Origin of the sequence: Aquibacillus albus, from assembly GCF_016908325.1 — a bacterium.
GTDB lineage: Bacteria > Bacillota > Bacilli > Bacillales > Amphibacillaceae > Aquibacillus_A > Aquibacillus_A albus.
In genome coordinates this window covers 1-23,279 of sequence record NZ_JAFBDR010000016.1, presented here as the reverse complement: position 1 = coordinate 23,279, position 23,279 = coordinate 1, and the positions used below count along the sequence as shown (strand labels likewise).

The 23,279-nt window shown below is 36.5% G+C and carries 21 protein-coding genes; 3 read left to right on the top strand and 18 right to left on the bottom strand.

Annotated elements, in window-relative coordinates:
- Positions 1-33 precede the first annotated feature (33 nt).
- The 6 genes from JOC48_RS13630 to gltB all read right to left on the bottom strand — a co-directional run bounded on the left by JOC48_RS13630 (position 34) and on the right by gltB (position 10,732).
- Positions 34-321 (bottom strand): hypothetical protein, encoded by a 288-nt coding sequence (locus JOC48_RS13630; RefSeq protein WP_204500585.1) that lies wholly within the window; start codon positions 319-321, stop codon positions 34-36.
- A 19-nt stretch (positions 322-340) separates the two neighbouring features.
- The gene (locus JOC48_RS13625; protein ID WP_420829222.1) at positions 341-1,537 is read right to left on the bottom strand and encodes an MFS transporter; all 1,197 of its coding nucleotides are present in this window, start codon (positions 1,535-1,537) and stop codon (positions 341-343) included.
- A 275-nt stretch (positions 1,538-1,812) separates the two neighbouring features.
- Entirely contained in the window at positions 1,813-2,886 is a 1,074-nt protein-coding gene (locus JOC48_RS13620; RefSeq protein ID WP_204500581.1) for a branched-chain amino acid aminotransferase, read from the bottom strand.
- Positions 2,887-3,084: 198 nt separating this feature from the next.
- Positions 3,085-4,317, bottom strand: a complete 1,233-nt coding sequence (locus JOC48_RS13615; RefSeq protein WP_204500579.1) for a cysteine desulfurase-like protein — start codon at positions 4,315-4,317, stop codon at positions 3,085-3,087.
- Between the two features lie 348 nt (positions 4,318-4,665).
- Positions 4,666-6,162 (bottom strand): glutamate synthase small subunit, encoded by a 1,497-nt coding sequence (gene gltD, locus JOC48_RS13610; RefSeq protein WP_204500576.1) that lies wholly within the window; start codon positions 6,160-6,162, stop codon positions 4,666-4,668.
- Between the two features lie 16 nt (positions 6,163-6,178).
- Positions 6,179-10,732 carry a glutamate synthase large subunit gene (gltB, locus tag JOC48_RS13605; RefSeq protein ID WP_204500574.1) on the bottom strand — a complete coding sequence of 1,518 codons (4,554 nt, stop codon included), beginning with the start codon at positions 10,730-10,732 and terminating at the stop codon, positions 6,179-6,181.
- Positions 10,733-10,868: 136 nt separating this feature from the next.
- Here gltB and gltC point away from each other — a divergent pair, with 136 nt between their 5' ends.
- Positions 10,869-11,771, top strand: coding sequence for a glutamate biosynthesis transcriptional regulator GltC (gene gltC / locus JOC48_RS13600; RefSeq protein ID WP_204500571.1), 903 nt, complete (start codon positions 10,869-10,871; stop codon positions 11,769-11,771).
- A gap of 15 nt (positions 11,772-11,786) precedes the next feature.
- Here the strand turns inward: gltC and JOC48_RS13595 are convergent, their stop codons facing one another.
- The 4 genes from JOC48_RS13595 to JOC48_RS13580 form a co-directional block, all read right to left on the bottom strand.
- On the bottom strand, positions 11,787-12,113 hold the full coding sequence (locus tag JOC48_RS13595) for a CHY zinc finger protein (protein WP_204500737.1): 327 nt from the start codon (positions 12,111-12,113) through the stop codon (positions 11,787-11,789).
- Positions 12,114-12,306: 193 nt separating this feature from the next.
- The gene (locus JOC48_RS13590) at positions 12,307-12,447 is read right to left on the bottom strand and encodes a small, acid-soluble spore protein L (protein WP_204500569.1); all 141 of its coding nucleotides are present in this window, start codon (positions 12,445-12,447) and stop codon (positions 12,307-12,309) included.
- A 55-nt stretch (positions 12,448-12,502) separates the two neighbouring features.
- Positions 12,503-13,384: a 5'-3' exonuclease gene (locus tag JOC48_RS13585; RefSeq protein ID WP_204500567.1), complete on the bottom strand. Its 882-nt coding sequence runs from the start codon at positions 13,382-13,384 to the stop codon at positions 12,503-12,505.
- An 87-nt stretch (positions 13,385-13,471) separates the two neighbouring features.
- Positions 13,472-14,884 carry a PAS domain S-box protein gene (locus JOC48_RS13580; protein ID WP_204500565.1) on the bottom strand — a complete coding sequence of 471 codons (1,413 nt, stop codon included), beginning with the start codon at positions 14,882-14,884 and terminating at the stop codon, positions 13,472-13,474.
- A 132-nt stretch (positions 14,885-15,016) separates the two neighbouring features.
- Between JOC48_RS13580 and msrA the strand changes: the two genes are divergently transcribed.
- Positions 15,017-15,547, top strand: a complete 531-nt coding sequence (gene msrA, locus JOC48_RS13575) for a peptide-methionine (S)-S-oxide reductase MsrA (RefSeq protein ID WP_204500562.1) — start codon at positions 15,017-15,019, stop codon at positions 15,545-15,547.
- A 272-nt stretch (positions 15,548-15,819) separates the two neighbouring features.
- Here msrA and hisIE read toward each other — a convergent pair whose 3' ends face one another.
- The 8 genes from hisIE to JOC48_RS13535 are packed head-to-tail and all read right to left on the bottom strand — an operon-like array spanning position 15,820 to position 22,150.
- Positions 15,820-16,470 carry a bifunctional phosphoribosyl-AMP cyclohydrolase/phosphoribosyl-ATP diphosphatase HisIE gene (gene hisIE / locus JOC48_RS13570; protein ID WP_204500560.1) on the bottom strand — a complete coding sequence of 217 codons (651 nt, stop codon included), beginning with the start codon at positions 16,468-16,470 and terminating at the stop codon, positions 15,820-15,822.
- The gene (gene hisF, locus JOC48_RS13565; protein ID WP_204500558.1) at positions 16,460-17,218 is read right to left on the bottom strand and encodes an imidazole glycerol phosphate synthase subunit HisF; all 759 of its coding nucleotides are present in this window, start codon (positions 17,216-17,218) and stop codon (positions 16,460-16,462) included. The genes hisIE and hisF overlap by 11 nt, the downstream gene beginning before the upstream one ends.
- Complete coding sequence (hisA, locus tag JOC48_RS13560) at positions 17,215-17,919, bottom strand: 1-(5-phosphoribosyl)-5-[(5-phosphoribosylamino)methylideneamino]imidazole-4-carboxamide isomerase (RefSeq protein WP_204500556.1); 705 nt, start codon at positions 17,917-17,919, stop codon at positions 17,215-17,217. Before hisA ends, hisF begins: the two co-directional genes overlap by 4 nt.
- A complete protein-coding gene (gene hisH, locus JOC48_RS13555; protein ID WP_204500554.1) occupies positions 17,916-18,515 on the bottom strand; it encodes an imidazole glycerol phosphate synthase subunit HisH in 600 nt (199 codons plus the stop codon). Before hisH ends, hisA begins: the two co-directional genes overlap by 4 nt.
- Positions 18,512-19,099 (bottom strand): imidazoleglycerol-phosphate dehydratase HisB, encoded by a 588-nt coding sequence (gene hisB / locus JOC48_RS13550; RefSeq protein ID WP_204500552.1) that lies wholly within the window; start codon positions 19,097-19,099, stop codon positions 18,512-18,514. The genes hisH and hisB overlap by 4 nt, the downstream gene beginning before the upstream one ends.
- Before the next feature lie 29 nt (positions 19,100-19,128).
- On the bottom strand, positions 19,129-20,412 hold the full coding sequence (hisD, locus tag JOC48_RS13545) for a histidinol dehydrogenase (protein ID WP_204500550.1): 1,284 nt from the start codon (positions 20,410-20,412) through the stop codon (positions 19,129-19,131).
- Complete coding sequence (gene hisG / locus JOC48_RS13540; RefSeq protein WP_204500549.1) at positions 20,409-21,029, bottom strand: ATP phosphoribosyltransferase; 621 nt, start codon at positions 21,027-21,029, stop codon at positions 20,409-20,411. The genes hisD and hisG overlap by 4 nt, the downstream gene beginning before the upstream one ends.
- Positions 21,026-22,150 (bottom strand): ATP phosphoribosyltransferase regulatory subunit, encoded by a 1,125-nt coding sequence (locus JOC48_RS13535; protein WP_204500548.1) that lies wholly within the window; start codon positions 22,148-22,150, stop codon positions 21,026-21,028. The genes hisG and JOC48_RS13535 overlap by 4 nt, the downstream gene beginning before the upstream one ends.
- Positions 22,151-22,335: 185 nt before the next feature.
- Here JOC48_RS13535 and hisJ point away from each other — a divergent pair, with 185 nt between their 5' ends.
- A complete protein-coding gene (hisJ, locus tag JOC48_RS13530) occupies positions 22,336-23,169 on the top strand; it encodes a histidinol-phosphatase HisJ (RefSeq protein ID WP_204500547.1) in 834 nt (277 codons plus the stop codon).
- The last annotated feature ends 110 nt before the right edge of the window (positions 23,170-23,279 follow it).

Genomic DNA, 23,279 nt, shown 5'->3' with positions numbered 1-23,279 from the left:
ATATGATATTCACCCACTTAATAAAGTGTGTTGTTAACCATTACTGTCAGATTCAGTATCTATCTCAACCTTTTTTCCTCCAACAGCCAAATAAGAATATACTTCTAAATCAGGTTTTATTTTTGACAAACCATCTAAATAAGGCTTTACTAAGTCTTTAAAATCTTGAAAAACCCCCTCTTCCTCTAATTGCCCATACACATACATTTTCTTTTCCTGCATTAAAAATGCCATATAACCGACAGCGTTATTTTTGTCATCGACAATATTTAACACTTGAGCATCCTCTTTTAAAAACTCTGGTGAAAAGTAAATTTGCATTACTTAAATTCCTCCTTTTTTATTCAGTCGTAAGCTGGATTTTTTTAAATAACGAATTAGAAGATTCATCTGATTGTGTCTCCTCATCTTTTACATGGATTAACAGTAAACACAACAATGCAACAATAAATGTTAAGCTTGCTGTTGATAAAAACACCCATGTCCGAGATATTCCCATTAGCCATCCATAAATAGGTGGTCCTGCTGCAACACCCAAAAAACGGACAGACCCATATAATGACGTTACAAAACCGCGCCTTGCTTTCCCAACTGAGCCTGTTATAAGACTGTTTAAACATGGTAAAACAAGTCCTGTGCCTATACTACTAAATACCAATATTGAAAAAAATGGTAGTAGATTTGTAAAGAATTTTAATGTTGCAAAGGAAGCTGTCATAAGAAGTAAACCAATTACAATTAATCGTTTCATCACTTTCAAATTTTTTCCAATCTTGCTTCCTGTTGTAAAAGACGTGATCATTAAGAACAACAGAGGAATAGCTAAAATAAAACCTTTCATTACTCCTTCTATACCATGATCTTTTTCTAAAACATCTGAGATATAAAATAAAATACCAAATAATGTTAATAAGCACGTTGCACCAGCTAAATAAGCAGTAAATAACCAACGCCCCTCCTGTTTAAAGACAGTAAATAGACCTTTGATATATTCTCCTACTGGAGGAGGTTTTATCTTTTTTTTCTTCTCCTTCACAAAAATAGCAGTAAGAAGAACAGAAATGATACAAAATGTCGGAAAACCCCAGAATGGGCCGTGCCAGACAATTAGTGCTAGAAGGGATCCGACAATTGGAGAAAGGACTTTACCAAATCCATTAGATGCTTCAACTAAACCCAACACTTTACTCTGTGTTCCACCTTTAAATAAATCCCCTGTTAAAGCCATAGCAATAGGTGCCGTTCCTGCAGCTCCTATCCCCTGCAGTGCACGACCAATAAGAATCCATATGTAGGCGTTATTAAAGAAAGCAGATGCTAGTCCAGCTAATAAGCCACCTACACCGTACAAGATAAGAGCAGGAACGATGATAACCTTTCTGGAAAAACGATCTGAAAAATAGCCTAATATTGGAATAAAGATTGCTGCAGTAATGGAAAAAATTGTTATTGTTAAACTAACTTGAAAAGAGCTTAATCCCAACTCTGACTCCATTTTTGGCAGAATTGGTATTAGCATCGAATTACCTAATGTCATAATTAATGGAATAGAACTTATTGCTAATATGACAAGTCCATTTTTAGATTCTGCCAATTAACTACGCTCCCTTCTATTTTTGTCTAACACTTTTTATCTTCGGTTTTGTTTTTAAAAAAATGCATAGTAAAGATAGGAAATAATTCAGGAGAAGCATTTAGGACAGTCATCTGTTCCAGTATAAGGAACAGACCGTTTCTCTCTACAACATGGAAGCATTAAATAAATGAAAAATAAAAAACGCATGGATTTCATTATTATCCATGCGTTTTCATCTATTTTACAACTTCTACCCATTCAAATGGATCGGATTCCGTACCATATTGAATGCCAGTCAACTTATCATATAATTTTTTTGCAATTTCACCAGTTATTCCATCGTTTATCACTAGTTTTTCTTCTTTCCAAGCTAATTCACCAATTGGAGATATAACTGCTGCTGTTCCAGCACCAAACGCTTCTTCAAGCTCTCCACGTTGATATGCTTCATATACCTCTTCCATCGAAATTTTTCTTTCTGTAACAGGAACATCCCAATGTCTTAATAGTTGAATCACAGATGACCTAGTTACTCCTTCCAAAATACTTCCATTTAATTCAGGTGTTATAACTTCTCCATTAATTTTGAAAAAGACGTTCATACTTCCTACTTCTTCTACGTACTTCTTCTCTACACCATCCAACCACAATACTTGAGCATATCCTTTATCAGATACTAATTCTTGAGCTTTTAGGCTTGATGCATAATTTCCAGCGGTTTTGGCCTCTCCAGTTCCGCCTTTAACAGCGCGGACAAACTCATCTTCAACAGCTATTCGAACAGGATTAATTCCTTCTTCGTAATACGCACCGACAGGAGATAAAATAATAATGAATTGATAGCTTCTAGATGGTGCCACTCCTAAATAAGGCTCTGTAGAGATAATAAAAGGACGAATATATAAAGACGTACCAGGAGCTGTAGGTATCCATTCCTTGTCAATGGACACAAGCTTTTTAATTGCTTCCAAAGCTAAATTTTCATCCACCCTCGGGATACACATTCGATCATTTGAGCGATTTAACCTCTCCATATTCTTTTCGGGTCTAAATAGTCGTACTTCATCAGACTTCGTTACGTAAGCTTTTAAACCTTCAAAAACAGTCTGCCCATAATGAAAAACAATCGAAGCTGGATCCAACGTAAGAGGCTGATAAGGTATAATTCGAGGACTGTGCCATCCTGCTTCTTCTTCATAATCCAATATAAACATATGATCTGTAAAGATACGACCAAATTGTAGTTCATCAGATTTTGGTTTTTCTTTTTTTTGAGTACTAAGACTAACAGTTATTTCTTGTTCTTCCATGACTATTTCTCCTTGCTACAAATTCAATTTTTTTATATCAGGTCATGAATATCTATATTTATTCATATACCTCTTTTCTCGAATCCATACTATGTATGAACTATCTCTAAAGTACATTCTATTATTAAACAGTACATAAAAACAACCGCATCGTTAAATAAAATGAAAACTTTTTTAGTTACGCTTATAGTTGAAGACTTACAATTGCTTTATTGCTTCAATAAAATGATTTGCTTCCTTTTCTGTATTATAAGGTGCTAATCCGGCACGAATCCATCCACCTGACTTATTAATCCCCAGCTTATTAGCTAAAGTTGTTGCATAAAAGTCACCACTTGCAATAAATATTGCTGATTGATCAGATAATTTTCTACAAACCTCTTCGGGCGTAATTCCTTTTACTTGGAAAGCAATAGTTGGTGTCTTAGGAACAGATGAATCCGCTTGATATAATGTAACTTTATTCAATGAAGCAAGTTCTCCTCTAATCTTAGAAGCAAGGCTGTTTTCATATACTTCTACTCTCTCTATACCAGAAATAATTTTATCTCTTCTGCTAGTACCATCTCCAAGGTTTGCAAAAAACTCAATCGCAGGTCTAATTCCAGCAATACCTTCATGATTCTGTGTTCCGGTTTCAAGTTTATCAGGGATATAACTTGGTGCAGGTACTAATTTATAAGGCTCTAGAGATTCAAATACATCCGATTTAATCGCTGCAATGCCTATATGTGGACCAAAGAACTTATAGGCAGAGCATAATAATATATCTGCTTGAAGTGAATCACGATTAATTGGTATATGTGGTACTGCGTGGACAGCATCAACGGCAACTAAAGCCCCTACTTCTTTTGCTTTCGTCGCTATTTTTGCGACATCATTTATCGTGCCAACTGCATTGGATGCAAGACCTATAGCTACCAATTTTGTGTTTTCATTAATTAGCTCATGTAATTCATCATATTGCAGTGTTAGTGATTGGGGGTCTACCTTAATCCATCTTATCTTCAACCCAAGATCATTAGCTACTGTAATCCAAGGGTCAACATTTGCACGGTGATCCAACTCTGTTACGACAATTTCATCACCTTGCTTCCATCCCTTCGCTAAAGCCCGAGCAATAGAAAAAGCAAGAGTCGTCATATTAGCACCGAAGGCAACCTCTTTATCTTTTACTCCTAATAAATCACCAACAGCTTTTCTAGCTTCTTCAATAGTATGTTCCGTTTCCACACTAGACGGAAAAGCACCATGAAGATTTGCTCCACCATTTCTCATATAAGAGGTAATAGCCTCTATAGAAGATTGTACTACTTGTGATCCACCGGGACCATCAAAATAAACAGCTGATTTTCCATTACATTGTCTTTTTAAAGCAGGGAACTGTTCCCTTATTGTTTCTACAGGAAATGTTACGAGATTTTGGTTCATATGCAAGCCTCCTATTACGTAAAATCATTAATTTAGAATGTATTATTTATTCAACAAACATTATGTATTTCCTTTATTTCATAAAAGTTTAAGTAAAGAACAAAAGCGCAAGCGCCCTGGTAGCGACGTATGGACTGGACTGAACCGCAGGAGATAAAGGAAACACGGTGAACGAAGTGAACCGATGTTGACTTATCGTACGGAGGTGAGGGAAGTCTCACTAGTCGCTGGGCGCTGGAGCTGGACGTCGCTAACCTACACCATTTATCCACAAGCCAGACATTTTATAATTTACTATACAAATAAAAAGGTCTAACCGATCATCTAGGTTAGACCTTTATTATCTTTTTACATGGCATTTACTGTAGGTAAAGTTGATTTGCCCATTAAATACTGATCAACTGTGTAGGCAACTTCTCTTCCCTCATTAATCGCCCAAACAATCAAGCTCTGACCACGTCGCGCATCACCAGCTGCAAAGACACCTTCTACATTCGTAGAGAAGTCACCATACTCAGCGTTTACTCTGCGATTATTAGTATCTACTCCAAAATGCTTTAATACTGGTTGTTCTGCACCTTCAAACCCAATAGCAATCAGAACTAATTGCGCAGGCCAAACCTTTTCTGTACCTGGAACTTCTTCATAAACAAACATTCCATTTTCATCTCTTACTTTTTTCATTTCCACTGTATGCAATTCTTTTAACTTACCATTTTCATCTGCTACAAACTTCTTTGTTTGGATAGAGTATTGACGTATATCCTCACCAAATTTTTCTTTCGCCTCTTTATGTGCATATTCTAGTGAAAACACATGAGGGTACTCTGGCCACATATTATTAGAAGTACGTGCCATCGGTAATTGTGGGTGCTTACCAAACTGAGTAACGCTTTTAGCTTCTTGACGAAGTGATGTCGCAATACAGTCTGCACCAGTATCACCGCCTCCAATTACAATGACATCTTTACCTTTTGCGTCAATATAATTACCATCCTCAAAGTTAGAATCTAATAAACTTTTTGTAGCCAAAGTCAAGTAATCCATAGCGAAATGAACGCCCTCTGCTTCACGTCCTTCAATAACTAAGTCACGATGCTTTTGGGCTCCCGTACATAAGATGACAGAATCAAATTTTTCTTTCAATTCGTCAGCAGTGATATCTTTCCCTACTTCCGTATTCGTAACAAACTCAATTCCTTCTTGCTCTAACAAACGAACTCGACGCTCAACAACATCTTTATCAAGCTTCATGTTAGGGATACCGTACGTCAGTAATCCGCCAATTCGATCAGCACGCTCATAAACAGTAACCGAATGTCCTGCCTGATTTAACTGATCAGCGCCAGCAAGCCCAGCAGGACCAGATCCAACGATGGCAACCTTTTTACCTGAACGTCTTTGAGGAATTCTTGGTTTAATCCATCCATTTTCAAATCCTTTGTCAATTATTGCTTGCTCTATATTTTTAATTGCTACAGCAGGATCTGAAATGGCTACTGTACATGAACCTTCACAAGGTGCTGGACAAACTCTTCCTGTAAATTCAGGAAAATTATTCGTTTGCATTAGACGATCTAATGCTTCTTTCCATTTCCCTTTATATACTAAATCATTCCACTCTGGAATTAAGTTATAAATAGGACATCCTGAAGCTGCTCCATTTATCTCCATTCCAATGTGACAGAAAGGAGTGCCGCAGTCCATGCAGCGAGCTCCTTGTCTGCTCATCACTTCGTCAGAGAAAGGAGCAGAATATTCTTTCCAATCATGCAAGCGTGTTAAAGGATCTCTTTCTTGAGCTTCTTCACGCTTAATTTCCATAAAACCTGTTGCTTTTCCCATATTCCTCTCTCCTTTCTTACTGTACGATAACTTCTTTTTCCTTTTTGACAGGAACTTCTTTATTATAATTTTTTGCTTCGAATGCACTCATTTGTGCTTGGTCTTCTGATTCGCCAGCTTCAATAAATGATTGAATTTGGTTCAGCATAAACTTGTAATCTTTCGGTATTACTTTAACAAATTTAGCAACAGAAGCTTCCCAGTTTTCAAGAGTTGCCTTAGCTTTACTACTATTGGTATAAGCTACGTGCTTTTGGATCATTTCTTTTAATTTATTTACTTCTTCCGCATCAGTTAAAGATTCAAACTCAATCATTTCTGTGTTTGTTAAATCTTTAAAGTTTTCTACCTCATCAGCTAAAACATAGGCAATTCCTCCGGACATTCCGGCAGCAAAGTTCTTGCCAACTTCACCTAATATTACTACACGTCCGCCTGTCATATATTCACAACCATGGTCGCCAATGCCTTCCACAACTACATTAGCACCACTATTACGAACAGCAAAACGCTCACCTGCAGAGCCATTAATATATGCTTCGCCACCTGTTGCACCATAGAAGGAAACATTACCGGCTATAACATTCTTACTTGCTGTAATTGTGGATTCTTTCGGTGATGAAACAACAATCTTACCTCCGGATAATCCTTTACCAACATAATCATTTGCATCACCGGTCAATAACATTGTCATACCTTTAGGAATAAAGGCACCAAAACTTTGTCCTGCAGAACCTACAAACCGTAAAGTAATCGTATCCTCTGGAAGGCCCTCTTCACCATATCGTTTTGAAATTTCACTACCAACAATCGTACCTGTTACACGATCAATGTTTCTAATCGGGAAAGATACATCAACTTTTTGTTGTGTTTCGATTGCCTGTTGAACAGCAGGTAAAATACGTGTGATATCAAGTGATTGATCTATTTTATGATCTTGTGGGACACGGAACGTACGTTGGCCTTCTGGTTGATATAACAATTTAGATAAGTCTAAGTCTTTTGCTTTCCAATGTGACTTGGTCCTATCACTTACAGCTAAAACATCTGTACGTCCTACCATATCATCGACAGATTTAAATCCAAGTTCAGCCATGATTTCACGCAATTCTTGAGCAACAAATCGCATATAATTAACAATGTGATCTGGATCACCCGTGAATTTTTTACGCAATTCTGGGTTCTGTGTCGCTACCCCAACAGGACATGTATCCATATGACAAACTCGCATCATTACACAGCCAAGAACCACTAAAGGTGCCGTAGCAAAACCAAACTCTTCTGCTCCAAGTAAAGCTGCCATTGCTACATCTTTACCAGTTAGAAGCTTACCATCGGTTTCTAGAATAACACGGTCTCTTAATCCATTGAGCATTAGTGTTTGATGTGCCTCAGCAACACCTAACTCCCACGGTAGACCAGTGTGCTTAATACTTGTCTTTGGAGATGCTCCAGTTCCACCGTCATAACCCACAACAGAAATAACATCTGCGTTACCTTTTGCTACACCAGCAGCAATTGTACCTACTCCTGCTTTCGCAACTAATTTAACGCTAATTCTAGCGTCACGATTTGCATTCTTTAAATCGTGAATTAATTGTGATAAGTCTTCGATAGAATAAATGTCATGGTGTGGAGGTGGTGAAATTAAGTCAACACCTGGTGTTGAGCCACGAACGTCAGCAACCCAAGGATATACCTTCTTACCTGGCAACTGACCTCCTTCACCTGGTTTCGCACCTTGAGCCATCTTAATTTGTAACTCATCAGCGTTTACAAGGTAATGGCTTTTCACGCCAAAACGACCAGATGCTATCTGTTTAATTGCACTACGTCTTAAATCACCATTTTCATCAACGATGTAACGGTTAGGGTCTTCTCCACCCTCACCACTGTTACTTTTACCGCCAATTCGGTTCATTGCAATTGCAAGAGCCTCATGTGCTTCTTTGCTTAATGATCCAAATGACATTGCGCCAGTTTTAAACCGTTTTACGATTGAATCAACAGATTCCACTTCTTCAACAGGAATAGAATTATTTGAATTAAATGCAAACAAGTTACGTAAAAAGCCTAATCGTTCTTCATCAGCTGCCTTTGAGAATTCCTTAAATAGGTTGTAGTCCCCTCTTCGACAAGCCCATTGTAACGTATGAATCGTTTTTGGATTAAACGCATGATGCTCTCCTGTTTTTCTCCATTGAAAGTCACTACCAGGTTCCAGCGTTTTACTTACTTCATCCTCATAGCCGACTTTATGACGCGTAATTGCTTCCTTAGCAATTGTATCTATTCCGATACCATCAATCTGTGAAGCTGTTCCAGTAAAGTGTTGATCAATAACCTCTTTACTAATCCCGATTGCTTCAAAAATTTGAGCACCTCGGTAACTTTGTACTGTTGAAATTCCCATTTTAGACATTACTTTAACGACGCCTTCTGTTACGGCATCGATGTATTTTTGAACTGCTTCTTCATAAGAGAATGTAAGATTTCCTTGCTCAATTTGATTACGATATGATTCAAAAGCTAAATATGGGTTTATGGCGTCAACACCATATCCTAATAAAGCTGCGAAATGATGAACCTCTCTCGTTTCACCAGACTCAATAATTATACTTACTTTTGTACGAACTCCTTTTCGTACAAGGTGCTGGTGAAGGCTGCTAACAGCTAGTAAAGCAGGAATTGGAACCTCATTTTCTGTCATATTTCGGTCTGACAAGATTAATAGATTAGCACCCTCATCAATGGCCTTTTCTGACTGGGCAAAGACTTTTTCTAGACCTTCATTTAAATTTTCAGTGAATAGTGTATCAATGGTTTCACTAGTAAAACCATTGTATTTATTTGATTTTAAATCCATTAATTGTTTGTTTGATAATACAAACGTCTCCAACTGAATTCGGTGACAGTTTCCTTCATCCGGGTGCAGTATATTACCCTCTGGTCCGAGCAGTGTCATTGTTGATGTCACAATTTGCTCTCTATATGCATCAATTGGTGGATTTGTTACCTGTGCAAACAATTGTTTGAAATAATTAAACAATGATTGTGAACGATCAGAAAGAACTGCTAAAGGTGTATCATTCCCCATCGCACCAATCGGATCTTTACCACCCGTTACAAGCGGAATCAGATATTTCTCTATATCCTCTGTTGTATATCCAAAAGCTTTTTGTTTCGTTAATAAATCTTCCACCGCTTTTTCTTGGGTTGATACAATTTCACTATCTAATTTTACTAATTTATCATCTAACCATTGTTGGTAAGGCTGCTCTCCTGATACTTCTTTTTTTATTTCTTCGTCTGAAATAATCCGACCTTCTTCCAAATCAACTAATAGCATTTTACCCGGACTCAAACGATCTTTATATAAAACATTCTCTTCCTCCACGTCAACGACGCCAACTTCAGAAGAGTAGATAATATAGTCGTCTTTTGTTACATAATATCGAGCAGGACGTAAACCATTACGATCTAAGATTGCTCCTATTTGTTTACCGTCTGTAAACGTAATAGAAGTAGGTCCATCCCACTGTTCCATTAGACAGCTATGATACTCATAGAAAGCTCTTTTTTCTTTGCTTATATGTGGATTATTCTTCCACGGCTCTGGTATTAACATCATCGCTGCATGAGCAGGTTTTCTCCCCGCTAAAGTAAAGAATTCAAGTGCATTATCCAGTGTAGAAGAGTCACTTCCATCTGCGTTTAAAATTGGAAGTACTTTTTCTAAGTCATCTCCGAAAGCTTCAGAAACAAATTGTTGTTCACGAGCTCTCATCCAGTTGATATTCCCTCTCATTGTGTTAATTTCGCCATTGTGAATGAGGTATCGGTTTGGATGGGCTCTTTCCCAGCTAGGGAATGTATTTGTACTGAATCGCGAGTGTACAAGCGAAAATGCAGATACAAAATCTTCATCCTGCAAATCTAGATAGAACTCATCTACTTGAGTAGGAGTTAATAAACCTTTGTAGACAATTGTTCTGTTAGAAAGACTAGCAAAATAAAAACGCATTTCCTGCTCATTCGCCCAATTTTCAGCCTGTTTTCTAATAATATATAGCTTTCTTTCAAAAGCTAGTTCATCTGTTAAGTCTTCAGCAGCACCGATAAATACTTGGCGAACTACTGGAGCAGTTTCTTGTGCATCAGCACCTACCTTGCTTTCATCTGTAGGCACACTTCTCCAGCCTAATAACTGCTGTCCTTCTTGCTCAATTAGTTCATTTACATAAGTTTCAATTTTCTCTCTCTCTTTGTCGTTGTTTGAAAAGAATACCATTCCTACACCATAACGGCCTTTTTCCGGTAAGTTTATATCTGAGCAAACTTTACGAAAATAACCGTCTGGTATTTGAACCATAATTCCAGCACCGTCTCCTGTATTCGGGTCACTCTGACCACCACGGTGGTCTAATTGGCATAACATTTGTAATCCTTTTTTTACAATGTCATGTGTAGCGTGACCTTTCATATGAGCATATAAACCGATTCCACATGCATCATGCTCGAATTCAGGACGGTATAGCCCTTGCGATTTAGGCATCTTATTGTAACTCATACTTATACGCCCCCGTTTACTATATAACTTTTAAGGTGTCTTATTTCTATTGTAGGTTTTCTTATTCATCCAAACAATATATAATATAGATTAAAGTTATCTCATTTTGAGATGGTTTGTATAGGAGTGGTTTAAAATGGAATTAAGACAGTTACGATATTTTATGGAAGTTGCAGAAAGAGAACACGTTTCTGAAGCAGCCGCCAACCTACATGTCGCACAATCAGCAATTAGTAGACAAATAGCAAATTTGGAGGCTGAATTAGGAGTTTCTTTATTTGAGCGAGAAGGGCGAAATGTTAAATTAACACAGATAGGAAAAATCTTTTTCACCCACACAACAACTGCAATGAAAGCAATTGATCATGCAAGAAAACAAATAGACGAATACTTAGATCCAGAACGAGGTACGATTAAAATTGGATTTCCTACTAGTTTGGCTAGTCAATTACTACCTACTGTCATTTCTGAATTTAAGGAAAAATTTCCAAAGGTGGCCTTTCAATTACGACAAGGTTCCTATAACTTTTTAATTGAATCTGTTAAAAATAGAGATATCGATTTGGCTTTTTTAGGTCCTGTACCTACAGATCAAATAGACATCAAAGGTGATATTTTATTCTCAGAAAATTTAAGTGCACTTATCCCTGCTTCCCATCCTTTATCAGAAAGGAAGAGTATTAACTTGCGTGATCTTCGTAATGAACCATTTGTTCTTTTCCCTAAAGGATACATCCTTCATAAGCTAGCTATAGACGGGTGTAAACAAGCAGGATTTCAACCAATTGTTACATCTGAAGGTGAAGACCTTGATGCGATTAAAGGACTTGTTTCAGCAGGAATTGGTATTACCTTGTTACCTGAAAGTGCATTTGGCGAAACCTTATCTCGTTATACGAAAAAAGTAGCAATAGAAAGTCCACAATTAAGAAGGACAGTAGGTATCATTATTCCGAAGCACAGGAACCTTGCACCGTCTGAAAAGGTTTTTTATAACTTTGTAAAAGACTTTTTCTCTGTACTCCAGCAATTTCAATAATATCTAATTTTTCAATTATAGTTGAAAATAATAATGGTAATGGTTAGAACAACCTGGGTTAAACGGAGCAGAACATCTTAAGCATCGATTATTACAGTTTAAATATTCTGATATTCGAAGCTCCGTTTTACAATTACCACATAGTATTGCTTTTTGATGAAAATCACTTTGTTTCCACGTTTGTATTGGATGACCTTCACTTTCCTCATGACATTTATAGCATGGATAATACCTATTACAGCATGCAAACTTAATGGCGATAATATCTGTTTGACCATGATAATGTGTACACCTAGTTTGGTTATCTTTTATAGATCCATGTACCTTTAATTCTTTTTCCATCCGGATCCTCTCCTTTTTGATTACGGCCGTTTTCTTTTGCTGCGCATTATGTGTTAACTGTAATGATAAAAAACAATGAATAATACGAAAAAGATCCTTGATTAAAATTAAAAAGAACCGACCGCTGTACCCTATTCCCTTTTGGGCCCACATCGGTCGGCATTTTGTTAATGATTTGTTTCCTTTACATCATTTATCTTTTTGTATTCGATTGTTTTGCATTGTCCTCCAGCTCTGATTTCGGACGTTGATCAGCAACATCTTCGGATAAACCTTGAGGATTTACACTAGAGCGATTTCTTCCTTTTTGACGAATATTATTTTTTGCACTCATTTTAACACCTCCAACAGTTAGTCTATCTGAAGAAGGGAACATTTATCCTAAAAAATTAATGAGCAACCTTAACCATCCATCTAGAAGGATTTTTAAATTCAAGCTCTTTCATTTTGTTTAAAACTTTATCATTGTTTATGTTCCAACAAGCCTTATCTAATTGACATTCCAATGGAACATCACAATGGATTTTAGCTAAGTTTCTTGACAATTGAAGCATTTCCATGTTTTCATCAATCTTCTTCTGCATCCCTTTTGACAATTGATCCAAGTTATCGAGTACTTTGTCAATTGTACCGTATGCCTGAATTAACTTTAAGGCCGTTTTCTCACCAATACCTTTAACTCCTGGATAATTGTCAGAAGAATCACCCATTAAGCCTTTAATGTCAACTATTTGTTCGGGGAAAAGACCTGTTTGCTCGTAAAAAGTTTCTTCATTATATATATGATAATTCCCTTGTCCTTTTTTCATAATTGAAACAGAAATATTGGGCTCAACAAGCTGTAGCATATCTTTGTCACCTGTGAGAATAACTACTTCTTTCTCTTCACATAAATGCTTTGAAAGCGTTCCAATGCAGTCATCCGCTTCATAACCCGGTACACCGATGTTTGGTACATCAAAGGCATGGATAACTTCCTTTATTATATCAAATTGAGGAATTAATTCGACTGGCGGCTCCCCTCGGTTAGATTTGTATTCTGGGTACATGTCATTTCTAAAAGTTTTACTACCCATATCCCAGCAACAAATAACGTAATCAGGAGAAAACGTTTCTATTGCATTCGTAAAATAATTTAAAAAACCAAAAATTCCATTTGTTGGAACACCCTTACTATTTATCATAAAATTACCTGTAAAAGCTGTAGCATAAAAGCCTCTAAATAATAATGCCATGCCATCCACTAATAAGACTCTTTCTTTATCTGCCATTAAGTACCTACCCTTTACCCTTTTTATTTTTAACCATATATATATTCTCATAGAAAAATAGATTTACCAAGTTTAAATTAAGACGAATTACGAATCAAGTTTATATATTGGTAATTGTATAGTAAAAGTTGTTCCTTTATTTTCTTCACTTTCAATTGCAATTTTCCCTTTATGATTATTAATAATTTTATGAGAGACCATTAATCCTAATCCAGTACCCTTTTTCTTTGTTGTAAAAAAAGACTCACCGATTTTATTTAAATATTCTTGAGGAATCCCACAACCATAATCCTTAACTTTAATAAATACATAAGCTTCATTGGTTTGAAGAAAAACCTCAATCCTATCAGCATTATCAGAAGCTTCTATTCCATTCTTGATTAAGTTAATCATTACTTGCTTTAACTGAGATTTATCACCTAATACATAAACATCAGAAATAGGAGGTTGCCAATCGATTATTATATCTTTCTTTTTTATTTGGGCATTTAATAAAAAAACAACTTCATCAATAACTTTTGCAATATCTAATGGATGCATTTCCTCTTTTGGTTTGGCAAAACCTAATAAATCATTTGCAATTTGTTCAATTCTATCAATTTCTGAGTTGAGTATCGCAATATAATCCTTTGTTTCAATTGTCCCCGCTTGCATAAGTTGTAAAAATCCTTTTATTGAAGTTAAAGGGTTTTTAATCTCGTGGACAACACCAGCACTTAATTCTCCAATTAAAGCTAACTTTTCCGATTGTCTAAGGAGTTTCTCAGTTTCTACTTGTCCTGAAATATCTCGAATATCTAAAACAATTCTTTTCTCGTTTTGTTTAGATACAACATGACTCCTTGATTCCACCCAAATATATATACCGTCTTTATTTTTAATTCTATATGTAATTGAAATAGGGAGTTCATTTTTCATTAACTGGATACGTGCCTTTTTTACCGATGGTACGTCGCTTGGATGAAGAAAATCATAGGTATTTCGCCCAATAACTTCATTAACCTTATATCCTAATACTGATTCAACAGAAGGAGAGATATAACAAATTTCCCCCTGTATCGTAATTTCGAGGATAATATCGCTTATATGTTTACTAATCAACTGATATTCTTCATTCCTTGATACATAATCTTTTTCATATGTTTTTCTTTTTGAAATATCCCGAATATGAATCTGTCCTAATACTTCGTCCCCTTGTACACAAGGCAAACCGTCAATTTCGACATAAATGGTTGAACCATCTTTCCGAATGAACTTTTGTTCTTCAGGCTTAACCACCAATTTTTCTTCTAGGATAGCTCTGAATTTTTCCTTACAAGTACTTTGGAACTGAGGGTGTATAATTTTTTCCCAATGAAGGGGTTCATCCATATTATAACCGAGGAGTTGATACACATATGGATTAGCATACACAATTCCATTTTTATTTAAAATTACGATCCCAATAAGGGATTTCTCTATTATTTCAAAGAAATCAATTGAGCTTGATTTAGTTGTCAAAAAATCCCCCCCCTATTTTAAAATTAAACATGACTAACAGGTAATTGTAAATCTTTTATTACAAAAAATAGTTGCTATTTTTATATTTATGGTGCTATATTAACATTCTAATCCTATTTTGGAGTGAGTAATATGAAAAAACAAGTTGAAAAAGCTACATTTGCCGGCGGATGCTTCTGGTGTATGGTTAAGCCATTTGATCAATGGGATGGTGTCGAAACTGTTATCTCAGGTTACACCGGTGGCACCACAAAACAACCGAGCTATGAGCAGGTAAAAACCGGAACAACTGGTCATTATGAAGCTGTACAAATTGAATTTGTCCCTGAAATTATCCCGTATGAAAAAATAGTATCCTTGTACTGGCAACAAATTGATCCAACCGATGCAAATGGGCAATTTCACGATCGAGGCAGCCAATATAGAACTGCTATATTTTACCATAATGAAAAGCAAAAAGTAATAGCTGAAAAGTCTAAGGAAAACATTAAAAATAGTGGCAGATTTACAAAACCAATTGTCACTGAAATTCTACCTGCTACTACTTTCTATCCAGCAGAAGATTTTCATCAAGAATTTTATAAAAAAAATAAAAAAGAATATGATGAAGATAGAGCAAAGTCTGGTAGAGATAAGTTTATTGAATCATACTGGCAAACATGAAAATTAAAGGGTGACTACATATACTCTATAGTCATCCTTTTTACGTTTATTAGTTTACATAATATCATTATAGACAACAACCGGATTATAGCTGCTTTACAAAATTAGACTTGACAACAATAACATTCCTTCTCTAATAATGGATCTTTTTTCCAATACGTTTCTGTTAAAGGATAGTATTTATTTACATGTATAACTTTAAAGCAGCCTCCAAATAAAACAGTAATCCTGTGGCTTAAAATTTTATATGTTTACTGCGTGAAAAAAGAGCGTCACCACTCTTTGATTTCGGGACGCTCACCTTTATGATTGCCTTTTTTAGAAAACCGTTTCGTTAGCTTTGCTTTAATATCCTCTAAAGAAACATTTTGCTCCGCCATTAATACAAAACAATGATAAAGTAAGTCACTAACTTCACTCATTACCTCTTCTTTATTTCTATTCTTAGCAGCAATAATTACCTCACCGGCTTCTTCAATAACCTTCTTCCCTATTTTGTCGATACCTTTTTCGAATAAATAGTTTGTATAAGAACCCTCTACTTTTACCTTTAATCTATCTTCTATTTCTGCCATTACTTCTTCGAAAATATTCGGATCATACCTAGTTACATCTTCTTCCATTACTGTTTCAAAAAAGCAAGAAGTTTCACCCGTGTGACAGGCTGGTCCTTTGGGATCAACTCGAATTAGAAGTGTATCTTGGTCACAATCCAATTGGATAGATTTCACGGTTTGGAAGTTCCCTGAGGTGGCTCCCTTATTCCATAATTCATTTCGTGATCGAGAATAGAACCAGGTTTGCTTCGTTTCCAATGTTTTTTGATATGCTTCCTCATTCATATACGCTAACATCAACACTTGCTCCGTATGATTATCTACGATTACTGCTGGGACTAGTCCTTTTGAGAAATCAGGTTTCACGAATATTCACTCCTTGCTGTTTACAACGCTCTTTTACTTCTTGTACGGAATAAGTATCTTCATGGAAAATGGAGGCAGCCAACCCAGCAGAGACATCTGTTTTTTCAAAAACTTCTGCAAAGTGATCAGGATTTCCACAACCGCCAGAAGCTATAACTGGAATACGAATTGCATCAACGATAGCTTTCGTTAATTCGATATCAAAGCCATCCTTAACGCCATCCGTATCAACACTAGTCAATAAAATTTCTCCCGCTCCTTTTTGTTCCGCTGTTCTTGCCCATTCAATCGCATCAATACCTGTATCCTTACTGCCTCCATGAGTCATGACATGCCATCCATCCTCATATTTCTTTGCATCAATCGCTACAACGATACATTGCGCACCAAATCGTGCAGAAGATTCAGAGATTAGCTCCGGGTCAGCTACAGCGGCAGAATTCATACCAACTTTGTCTGCTCCTGCACGCAGCAATCTTGTGACGTCATCAATTGTTCTTACGCCACCACCAACAGTAAACGGAACAAACACATTTTCAGCTGTCTCCCTAACAATATCAACCATTGTTTGTCTACCTTCATTCGTGGCAGATATATCTAGAAAAATGATTTCATCTGCTCCTGTTTTTGAGTATGCAGAAGCCATTTCTACTGGTTCCCCTAACTCGCGTAATGAAACAAAGTTAGTTCCTTTTACAACTTTGCCTTCTTTTACATCTAAACAGGGGATAATTCGTTTAACAATCACGATTTTGCCCCCTTTAATGTTACCTTACCTTCGTAAATTGCTTTACCTACAATTGCTTCTTCTATTCCAATTTCCTCAAGCGCTTTTAAATCTGCATTGTCTTTAATTCCTCCAGAAGCAACGATTTTACAGTCTACAGCCTTTAACAAATCTTGTAGTGCATCAAGATTCGGACCAGTCATTGTGCCATCGCGTGATATATCTGTGAAAACAATCGTTTTTACACCTAGAGCTTCCATTTGTTTTGCAAAATCAATATAGTTTATTTCGGATACGGTCTCCCATCCTCGTGTAGCAACTTTTCCATCCTTTGCGTCAATCCCCACAACGATGTGATCAGCGTACTGGTTTAAAGCCTCACGTAAAAATTTTTCATCTTCTAATGCAGCAGTTCCTAGAACGAGTCGACTTGCTCCAATATCGACTAAGTTTTTTATCGTCTCTAAAGTACGAATTCCTCCACCGACTTGAATCGGTACCGTTGATTGTGCACATAATTTTTTTATTAAATCATATTGTCGGGCTTCCCCATTACGCGCCCCATCTAAATCTACAATATGAACGATTTCCGCTCCATCTTCGATAAAAGTCTGAAGCTGTGACTCAGGGTCACTTCCTACTTGTGTCGTTTTATCAAAATCGCCTTGATATAGTCGAACGCATTTCCCATCTATCAAGTCAATTGCTGGTAGAATTTTCATTTCGCTTCCCCCTGAAGAAATGTCTTTAAAATTTCCACTCCAACTTCCCCGCTTTTTTCTGGGTGAAATTGAATACCATATACGTTTTCGTTTTTTACAATTGCTGGAACTTCAGTCCCATATTCCGTACTAGCCACTAAGTATTTACGATCTACTCTTGCTTCAAAAGAATGAACAAAGTATACATGTTTATTTTGAAAGGCTTCAAATGGTTCATGTCCTTCTTTTATATCCAGCGCATTCCAACCAATATGCGGCAAAATATAGTCTGTTTCTATTTTTTCAATTGTTCCGGGAATAAGGTTTAATCCTGCTGATGTACCACCCTCATATCCTTCCGAAAATAATAATTGCATTCCCAAACATATGCCTAAAAAAGGTTTTTCCTTTGCTAGCCTTTGTAACGGTTCTTTTAAGCCTCGCTCCTCAATCTCTTGAACAGCTGCTTGGAAAGAACCAACCCCTGGTAAAATGATATGGGAAGCCTTTGCTAATTCAGCTTCTTTATCCGTCAGTATTACTTCATATCCAAGTCGTCTAAATGCAGTAGATACACTAGCGACATTCCCCATTCCATAATCTACAATTGCTATCATTCAATTAACCCCTTTGTTGAATTTACTCCTTCTATATCTGGATTAACACGAATTGCTTCAGATAGAGCTCTCCCGGTTGCTTTAAATAAAGCTTCGATTTTATGATGCGTGTTTATACCATATAATACTCTCGCATGCAATGTAATTCCTGATTGAAAGGCAAACGCCTGAAAGAATTCACGAACAAGCTCTGTATCAAAGCTTCCTAGTTTCTGATTATCAAAAGTTGCATCAAAAGCTAAAAAAGGACGACCGCTTATATCTAATGAAACAAAGCCTAACGTTTCATCCATTGGTACATAGGCATGTCCATACCGATTTATTTGCTTTTTGTCACCTAAGGCTTCTTTCAGTACTTGGCCTAGGACTATTCCAACGTCTTCCACGGTATGGTGACTATCAATATGTAAGTCACCATCTGCTTTAACGGTTAACCCAAACCGACCATGTCGAGCGAGTAACTCGAGCATATGATCAAAAAAACCTACACCAGTTTCGATGGCCACATTTTTATTATCATCTAAGTTACAAGCTACCTCAATAAATGTTTCATTTGTTTTTCTTGTTTTACTAGCAGTTCGCATCCAATCACTCCATTTATCAACTTCTATTATTATTGCTTATTGATTCTTTTTTGGACTGCTCGAGCATGTCCGTCTAATTGTTCTTCTGTAGCAATATTGATTACGTGCTGTGAAGCATCTTGTAAAGCTTTTTCCGAATAGTACAGAAAGGTCGTTTTCTTCAAAAAGTCATCAACAGAAAGTCCTGATGAAAAACGAGCAGTTCCAGAGGTAGGCAATACGTGGTTAGGACCTGCAAAATAATCACCTAATGCTTCTGGTGTATAATTTCCTAAAAAGACTGATCCGGCATTTTTAATCTTTCCTAAATAAATCATTGGATCATTCAACTGAATTTCTAAGTGCTCGGGTGCTAGTTGATTAACTAATTCAAACGCTTGATCAATATCTTTGACAAGAATGCTAGCTCCTTTTGTTTTTAATGCTTCTTCTGCTATATCCCTTCTAGGTAACGTTGCACATTGGCTGACCACTTCTTCATTCACTTGTTCAATAAGTGTGTTGGACGTTGTGAGCAAAAACGCTCGAGCATTGGTATCATGTTCTGCTTGTGCAATTAAATCCGAAGCTACAAAAGAAGCATCAGCAGAATCATCAGCAACAACTGCTACCTCTGAAGGTCCCGCAATCATGTCAATTCCTACATCTCCAAAAACCAATGATTTAGCAGCGGCTACGTATGCATTTCCTGGTCCTACAATTTTATCGACAGATAGGATAGATTCTGTTCCGTACGCTAAGCTCGCAATTGCTTGGATTCCACCAATTTTATATATTTTTGAAACACCAGCAATATCAGCGGCTACCGATAAAATCGGTGCTATGTTTTCGCCATTACGTGCAGGTGTGACCATAATAACTTCTGTGACACCTGCAAGAACTGCTGGTATTGCATTCATTAATACAGAAGAAGGATAGCATGCTGTTCCACCAGGGACATAAATTCCGACCCGTTCAATCGGGCGATACAACTGACCAGCAATGATTTCATCTTCCACATCCATGAATCTTGATGATTGCAATTGCTTTTCGTGAAATTTTTTTATGTTTTGTGCAGCTTTCTTTAAGGAATCAATGGTAGATTCATCGATTAGTTGCCAAGCTTGTTCGCGTTCATCTTCTGTTACCTCCCAATTAGAAGGTATTGTTCGATCAAACTTCTCGACATATTTTTTGAGTGCGATATCTCCATTTATGCGAATGTCATCAATTACTTCTTTTGCCGTTCGTAAAATTTCATTATCTGGTTGATTTTTACTATTCTTCTTCAAAAACAAATCTGAGAATGTGTTCGTATCGTAGTTTGGTATCATTTAACTGCTACCCCCTTCTGGAAGGACTCAATAACAGGTGTCAATACATCACGCTTTATTTTTAATGAGGAACGATTAGCGATACAGCGTGCACTAAACTCTAAAAATTCATCTTTTATAACAAGACCGTTCTCTTTTAGTGTAGTTCCAGTTTCGACAATATCCACAATTCCGTCAGCCAACCCTAAAATTGGAGCTAACTCCACTGATCCCTCTAGCTTCACAATATCTACCGATTCACCCTTTTGTCGAAAATACTCTTTCGTGATATTGGTAAACGTACTGGCAATTCGCCTTTTTCTTTCTGGCCACTCTTTTCCTACTTCTGTTGCAAGTGCCATTCGACAGTGTCCAAATGGTAAAGGAAATAAGTTAAAAACATCCGGTTGATGCTCTATTAAAATATCTTCTCCGACAATACCTAAGTCAGCAATACCATACTCGACATATGTCGTAACATCTACCCCTTTTGCAAATACAAAAGAGAATTGATCAGTTTCAACTCGAAGCTTTCTACCTTTATTGATTAATGGTTCAACATCATAGGAAAGAGACTGAAAAAACTCTAAAAACTGCTTTTCAATCCTACCTTTTGTTAATGCGATACATGGTTTCATTTTTCAACCACCTTGTAATCATTATTTTCTTTCTTTATTTCTAACACTTTATCAAATTGGTGAACTTCCGGTAAGTTATATCGAATATCAACAATTACATTTGGATACGATTGTCGCATGGACTCTGCATAGGCATGCGTTTCTTCTGATGCAACTATACATATTTTTTGGTTCGTTTCATTCATATCAATATTTTCTGCTAATACATCTACATCAAAAGCTAATCCTACTGCAGAAATACTCTCATCGAACTGTTCATACAGTTTGTCATATCGTCCACCTGAGAAACAGGTAGCACCATTTCCTTTTATATATCCTCTAAACATCGTCCCGCAATAATATGGTAAGTTTTTCACTCTGCCAAGGTCGACTGAGACTTCATCGACACCACTATCTTTTAACAATAATGCTAGCTGCTTTATATGTTGAATAATTTCCAAAAGCTTGCGATTGTTTTTCCATTTATCTTCATATTTTTCAATAATATCGAACGATCCAAACGCGTCAACTAATGAAGTTAACTCATCTGCAATTTGTTTTGACCCCTTATTTATCACAATACTATAGACGACATCGCGCCGCTTATCATGCATTGCTTCTCTAAGCTGATCAACCTCTTCAGAAGTTAACTGAAGTGGAAAAGTGAGCTCATCAAAAATTGCAGTATGTCCGAGTTCTATGAGGTAACTGGAAATATTTAATTCTTTTAGATAATGAATAGCAGTTAATAAACATTCACCTTCACCTAAAAACACTGGAGTATGAACGATTTCAATCCCAGCTTGTCTACTTTCTATACCATCTTTATCACTGCGAAAAACAGAACCTTGATAGGACCATTTTAATTGAGAAGGGTGTTGATTGACTAATGCTCTTGCAATGGCAGTAGTCCAATCAGGACGCAATACCTCGATTTCTCCCTCACGATTAAACCATTTGAGCATATTTTGTAATTTCATTCCAGCTATTTCATTGGTAAATGTGTTGGCATATTCCACAACTGGTGTGGAGATTTGTTTATAATTTCTTTGAGTCGTAACATTTCGAAATACTTCATATGCTTGTGAACGTGCATCAACTGTTTGTCCTGTTTCATCTATACTACCTGCTGGTAAAAACAATTTTAATCACTTCCTAAAAGTCAATTTCATTCTTTAGTTATTTACCACTCTACTACGGTAAAGTGTTTTTGGTACCTAGAAGTTATCATAATTTACTTGTTCAAGTCAACCGTCTACTGTAAAATAACAAGAAATGTTGATAGCTAGTTACATCTCATTATAGCCAATAGAAAGGAATTAATCGAATGATCACACAAGGAGATTTTCATATACATAGCCCGTATTGTCCTCACGGTTCCAATGATTTAATGGAATCCTATGTTTTAGAAGCCATCGAAAAAGGTTTACAATATATCACGTTTACTGAGCATGCTCCTCTTCCCAAAAACTTTAACGACCCTACACCTGATCAGGACAGTGCAATGAAATGGGAGGATATTGAGGATTATTTTAATGAAGCCAATCGATTAAAGAATCAATACAAGGAAAAAATAACGATTTATATCGGCCTTGAAGTTGACTACATTGAAGGATACGAAGAAGAAATAACCAGCTTCTTAGATCAATACGGGAAATTCATGGATGATAGCATTTTGTCTGTACACATGCTCAAAGCACCAAATGGTGAATATGTTTGTTTAGATTTTAGTGAAACTGAATTTGAACGCATTATCCAGCTATTTGGTTCTGTTGATAAAGTTTACGCATGGTATTATCGTACGATTAAAAAATCAATTCATGCCCAATTAGGAAGCTTTAAACCAATACGTGTTGGTCATATTACTTTAGTCGAAAAATTTTCAAAATTATTTCCAGCGTCTACTAATTTTAAAGGTGATATCGAAGACATTCTTCAATTAATGAAACAGAATAACTTGGAACTAGATGTTAATACATCAGGTTATTTCAAAGCCTATAACGGAAAAATCTATCCTGATCCTGAAATTATTAAACTAGCAAGCGACCTGAATATCCCATTAATCACTGGGTCAGATAGCCACGCTAGTAATGATATTGCAAGAGGATTTGACTTACTGCCAGATGGTATTTTCTTTACAGCACCTGCCAAACGAAATTAAAAAAGAGGCTATCCTTTTTTAAAATGGACCCTGTAGAATAGACAGTTTAAAAAAAGAGGCTTGTCCTTGAACTTTTTACTGACTCTGTTTTGCAGGGTCTTTTTTTTGTT

Excerpts from the sequence above, each read along its gene's own strand:
- hisH (WP_204500554.1), bottom strand. The coding sequence starts at position 18,515 with ATGATAGCAATTGTAGATTATGGAATGGGGAATGTCGCTAGTGTATCT.
- JOC48_RS13620 (WP_204500581.1), bottom strand. The coding sequence starts at position 2,886 with ATGGAAGAACAAGAAATAACTGTTAGTCTTAGTACTCAAAAAAAAGAA.
- hisD (WP_204500550.1), bottom strand. The coding sequence starts at position 20,412 with ATGATACCAAACTACGATACGAACACATTCTCAGATTTGTTTTTGAAG.
- JOC48_RS13585 (WP_204500567.1), bottom strand. The coding sequence starts at position 13,384 with ATGGCAGATAAAGAAAGAGTCTTATTAGTGGATGGCATGGCATTATTA.
- JOC48_RS13615 (WP_204500579.1), bottom strand. The coding sequence starts at position 4,317 with ATGAACCAAAATCTCGTAACATTTCCTGTAGAAACAATAAGGGAACAG.
- JOC48_RS13625 (WP_420829222.1), bottom strand. The coding sequence starts at position 1,537 with ATGACATTAGGTAATTCGATGCTAATACCAATTCTGCCAAAAATGGAG.
- gltC (WP_204500571.1), top strand. The coding sequence starts at position 10,869 with ATGGAATTAAGACAGTTACGATATTTTATGGAAGTTGCAGAAAGAGAA.
- JOC48_RS13595 (WP_204500737.1), bottom strand. The coding sequence starts at position 12,113 with ATGGAAAAAGAATTAAAGGTACATGGATCTATAAAAGATAACCAAACT.
- hisB (WP_204500552.1), bottom strand. The coding sequence starts at position 19,099 with ATGCGAACTGCTAGTAAAACAAGAAAAACAAATGAAACATTTATTGAG.
- hisA (WP_204500556.1), bottom strand. The coding sequence starts at position 17,919 with ATGAAAATTCTACCAGCAATTGACTTGATAGATGGGAAATGCGTTCGA.
- hisJ (WP_204500547.1), top strand. The coding sequence starts at position 22,336 with ATGATCACACAAGGAGATTTTCATATACATAGCCCGTATTGTCCTCAC.
- gltB (WP_204500574.1), bottom strand. The coding sequence starts at position 10,732 with ATGAGTTACAATAAGATGCCTAAATCGCAAGGGCTATACCGTCCTGAA.
- msrA (WP_204500562.1), top strand. The coding sequence starts at position 15,017 with ATGAAAAAACAAGTTGAAAAAGCTACATTTGCCGGCGGATGCTTCTGG.
- gltD (WP_204500576.1), bottom strand. The coding sequence starts at position 6,162 with ATGGGAAAAGCAACAGGTTTTATGGAAATTAAGCGTGAAGAAGCTCAA.
- JOC48_RS13630 (WP_204500585.1), bottom strand. The coding sequence starts at position 321 with ATGCAAATTTACTTTTCACCAGAGTTTTTAAAAGAGGATGCTCAAGTG.
- hisG (WP_204500549.1), bottom strand. The coding sequence starts at position 21,029 with ATGAAACCATGTATCGCATTAACAAAAGGTAGGATTGAAAAGCAGTTT.
- JOC48_RS13590 (WP_204500569.1), bottom strand. The coding sequence starts at position 12,447 with ATGAGTGCAAAAAATAATATTCGTCAAAAAGGAAGAAATCGCTCTAGT.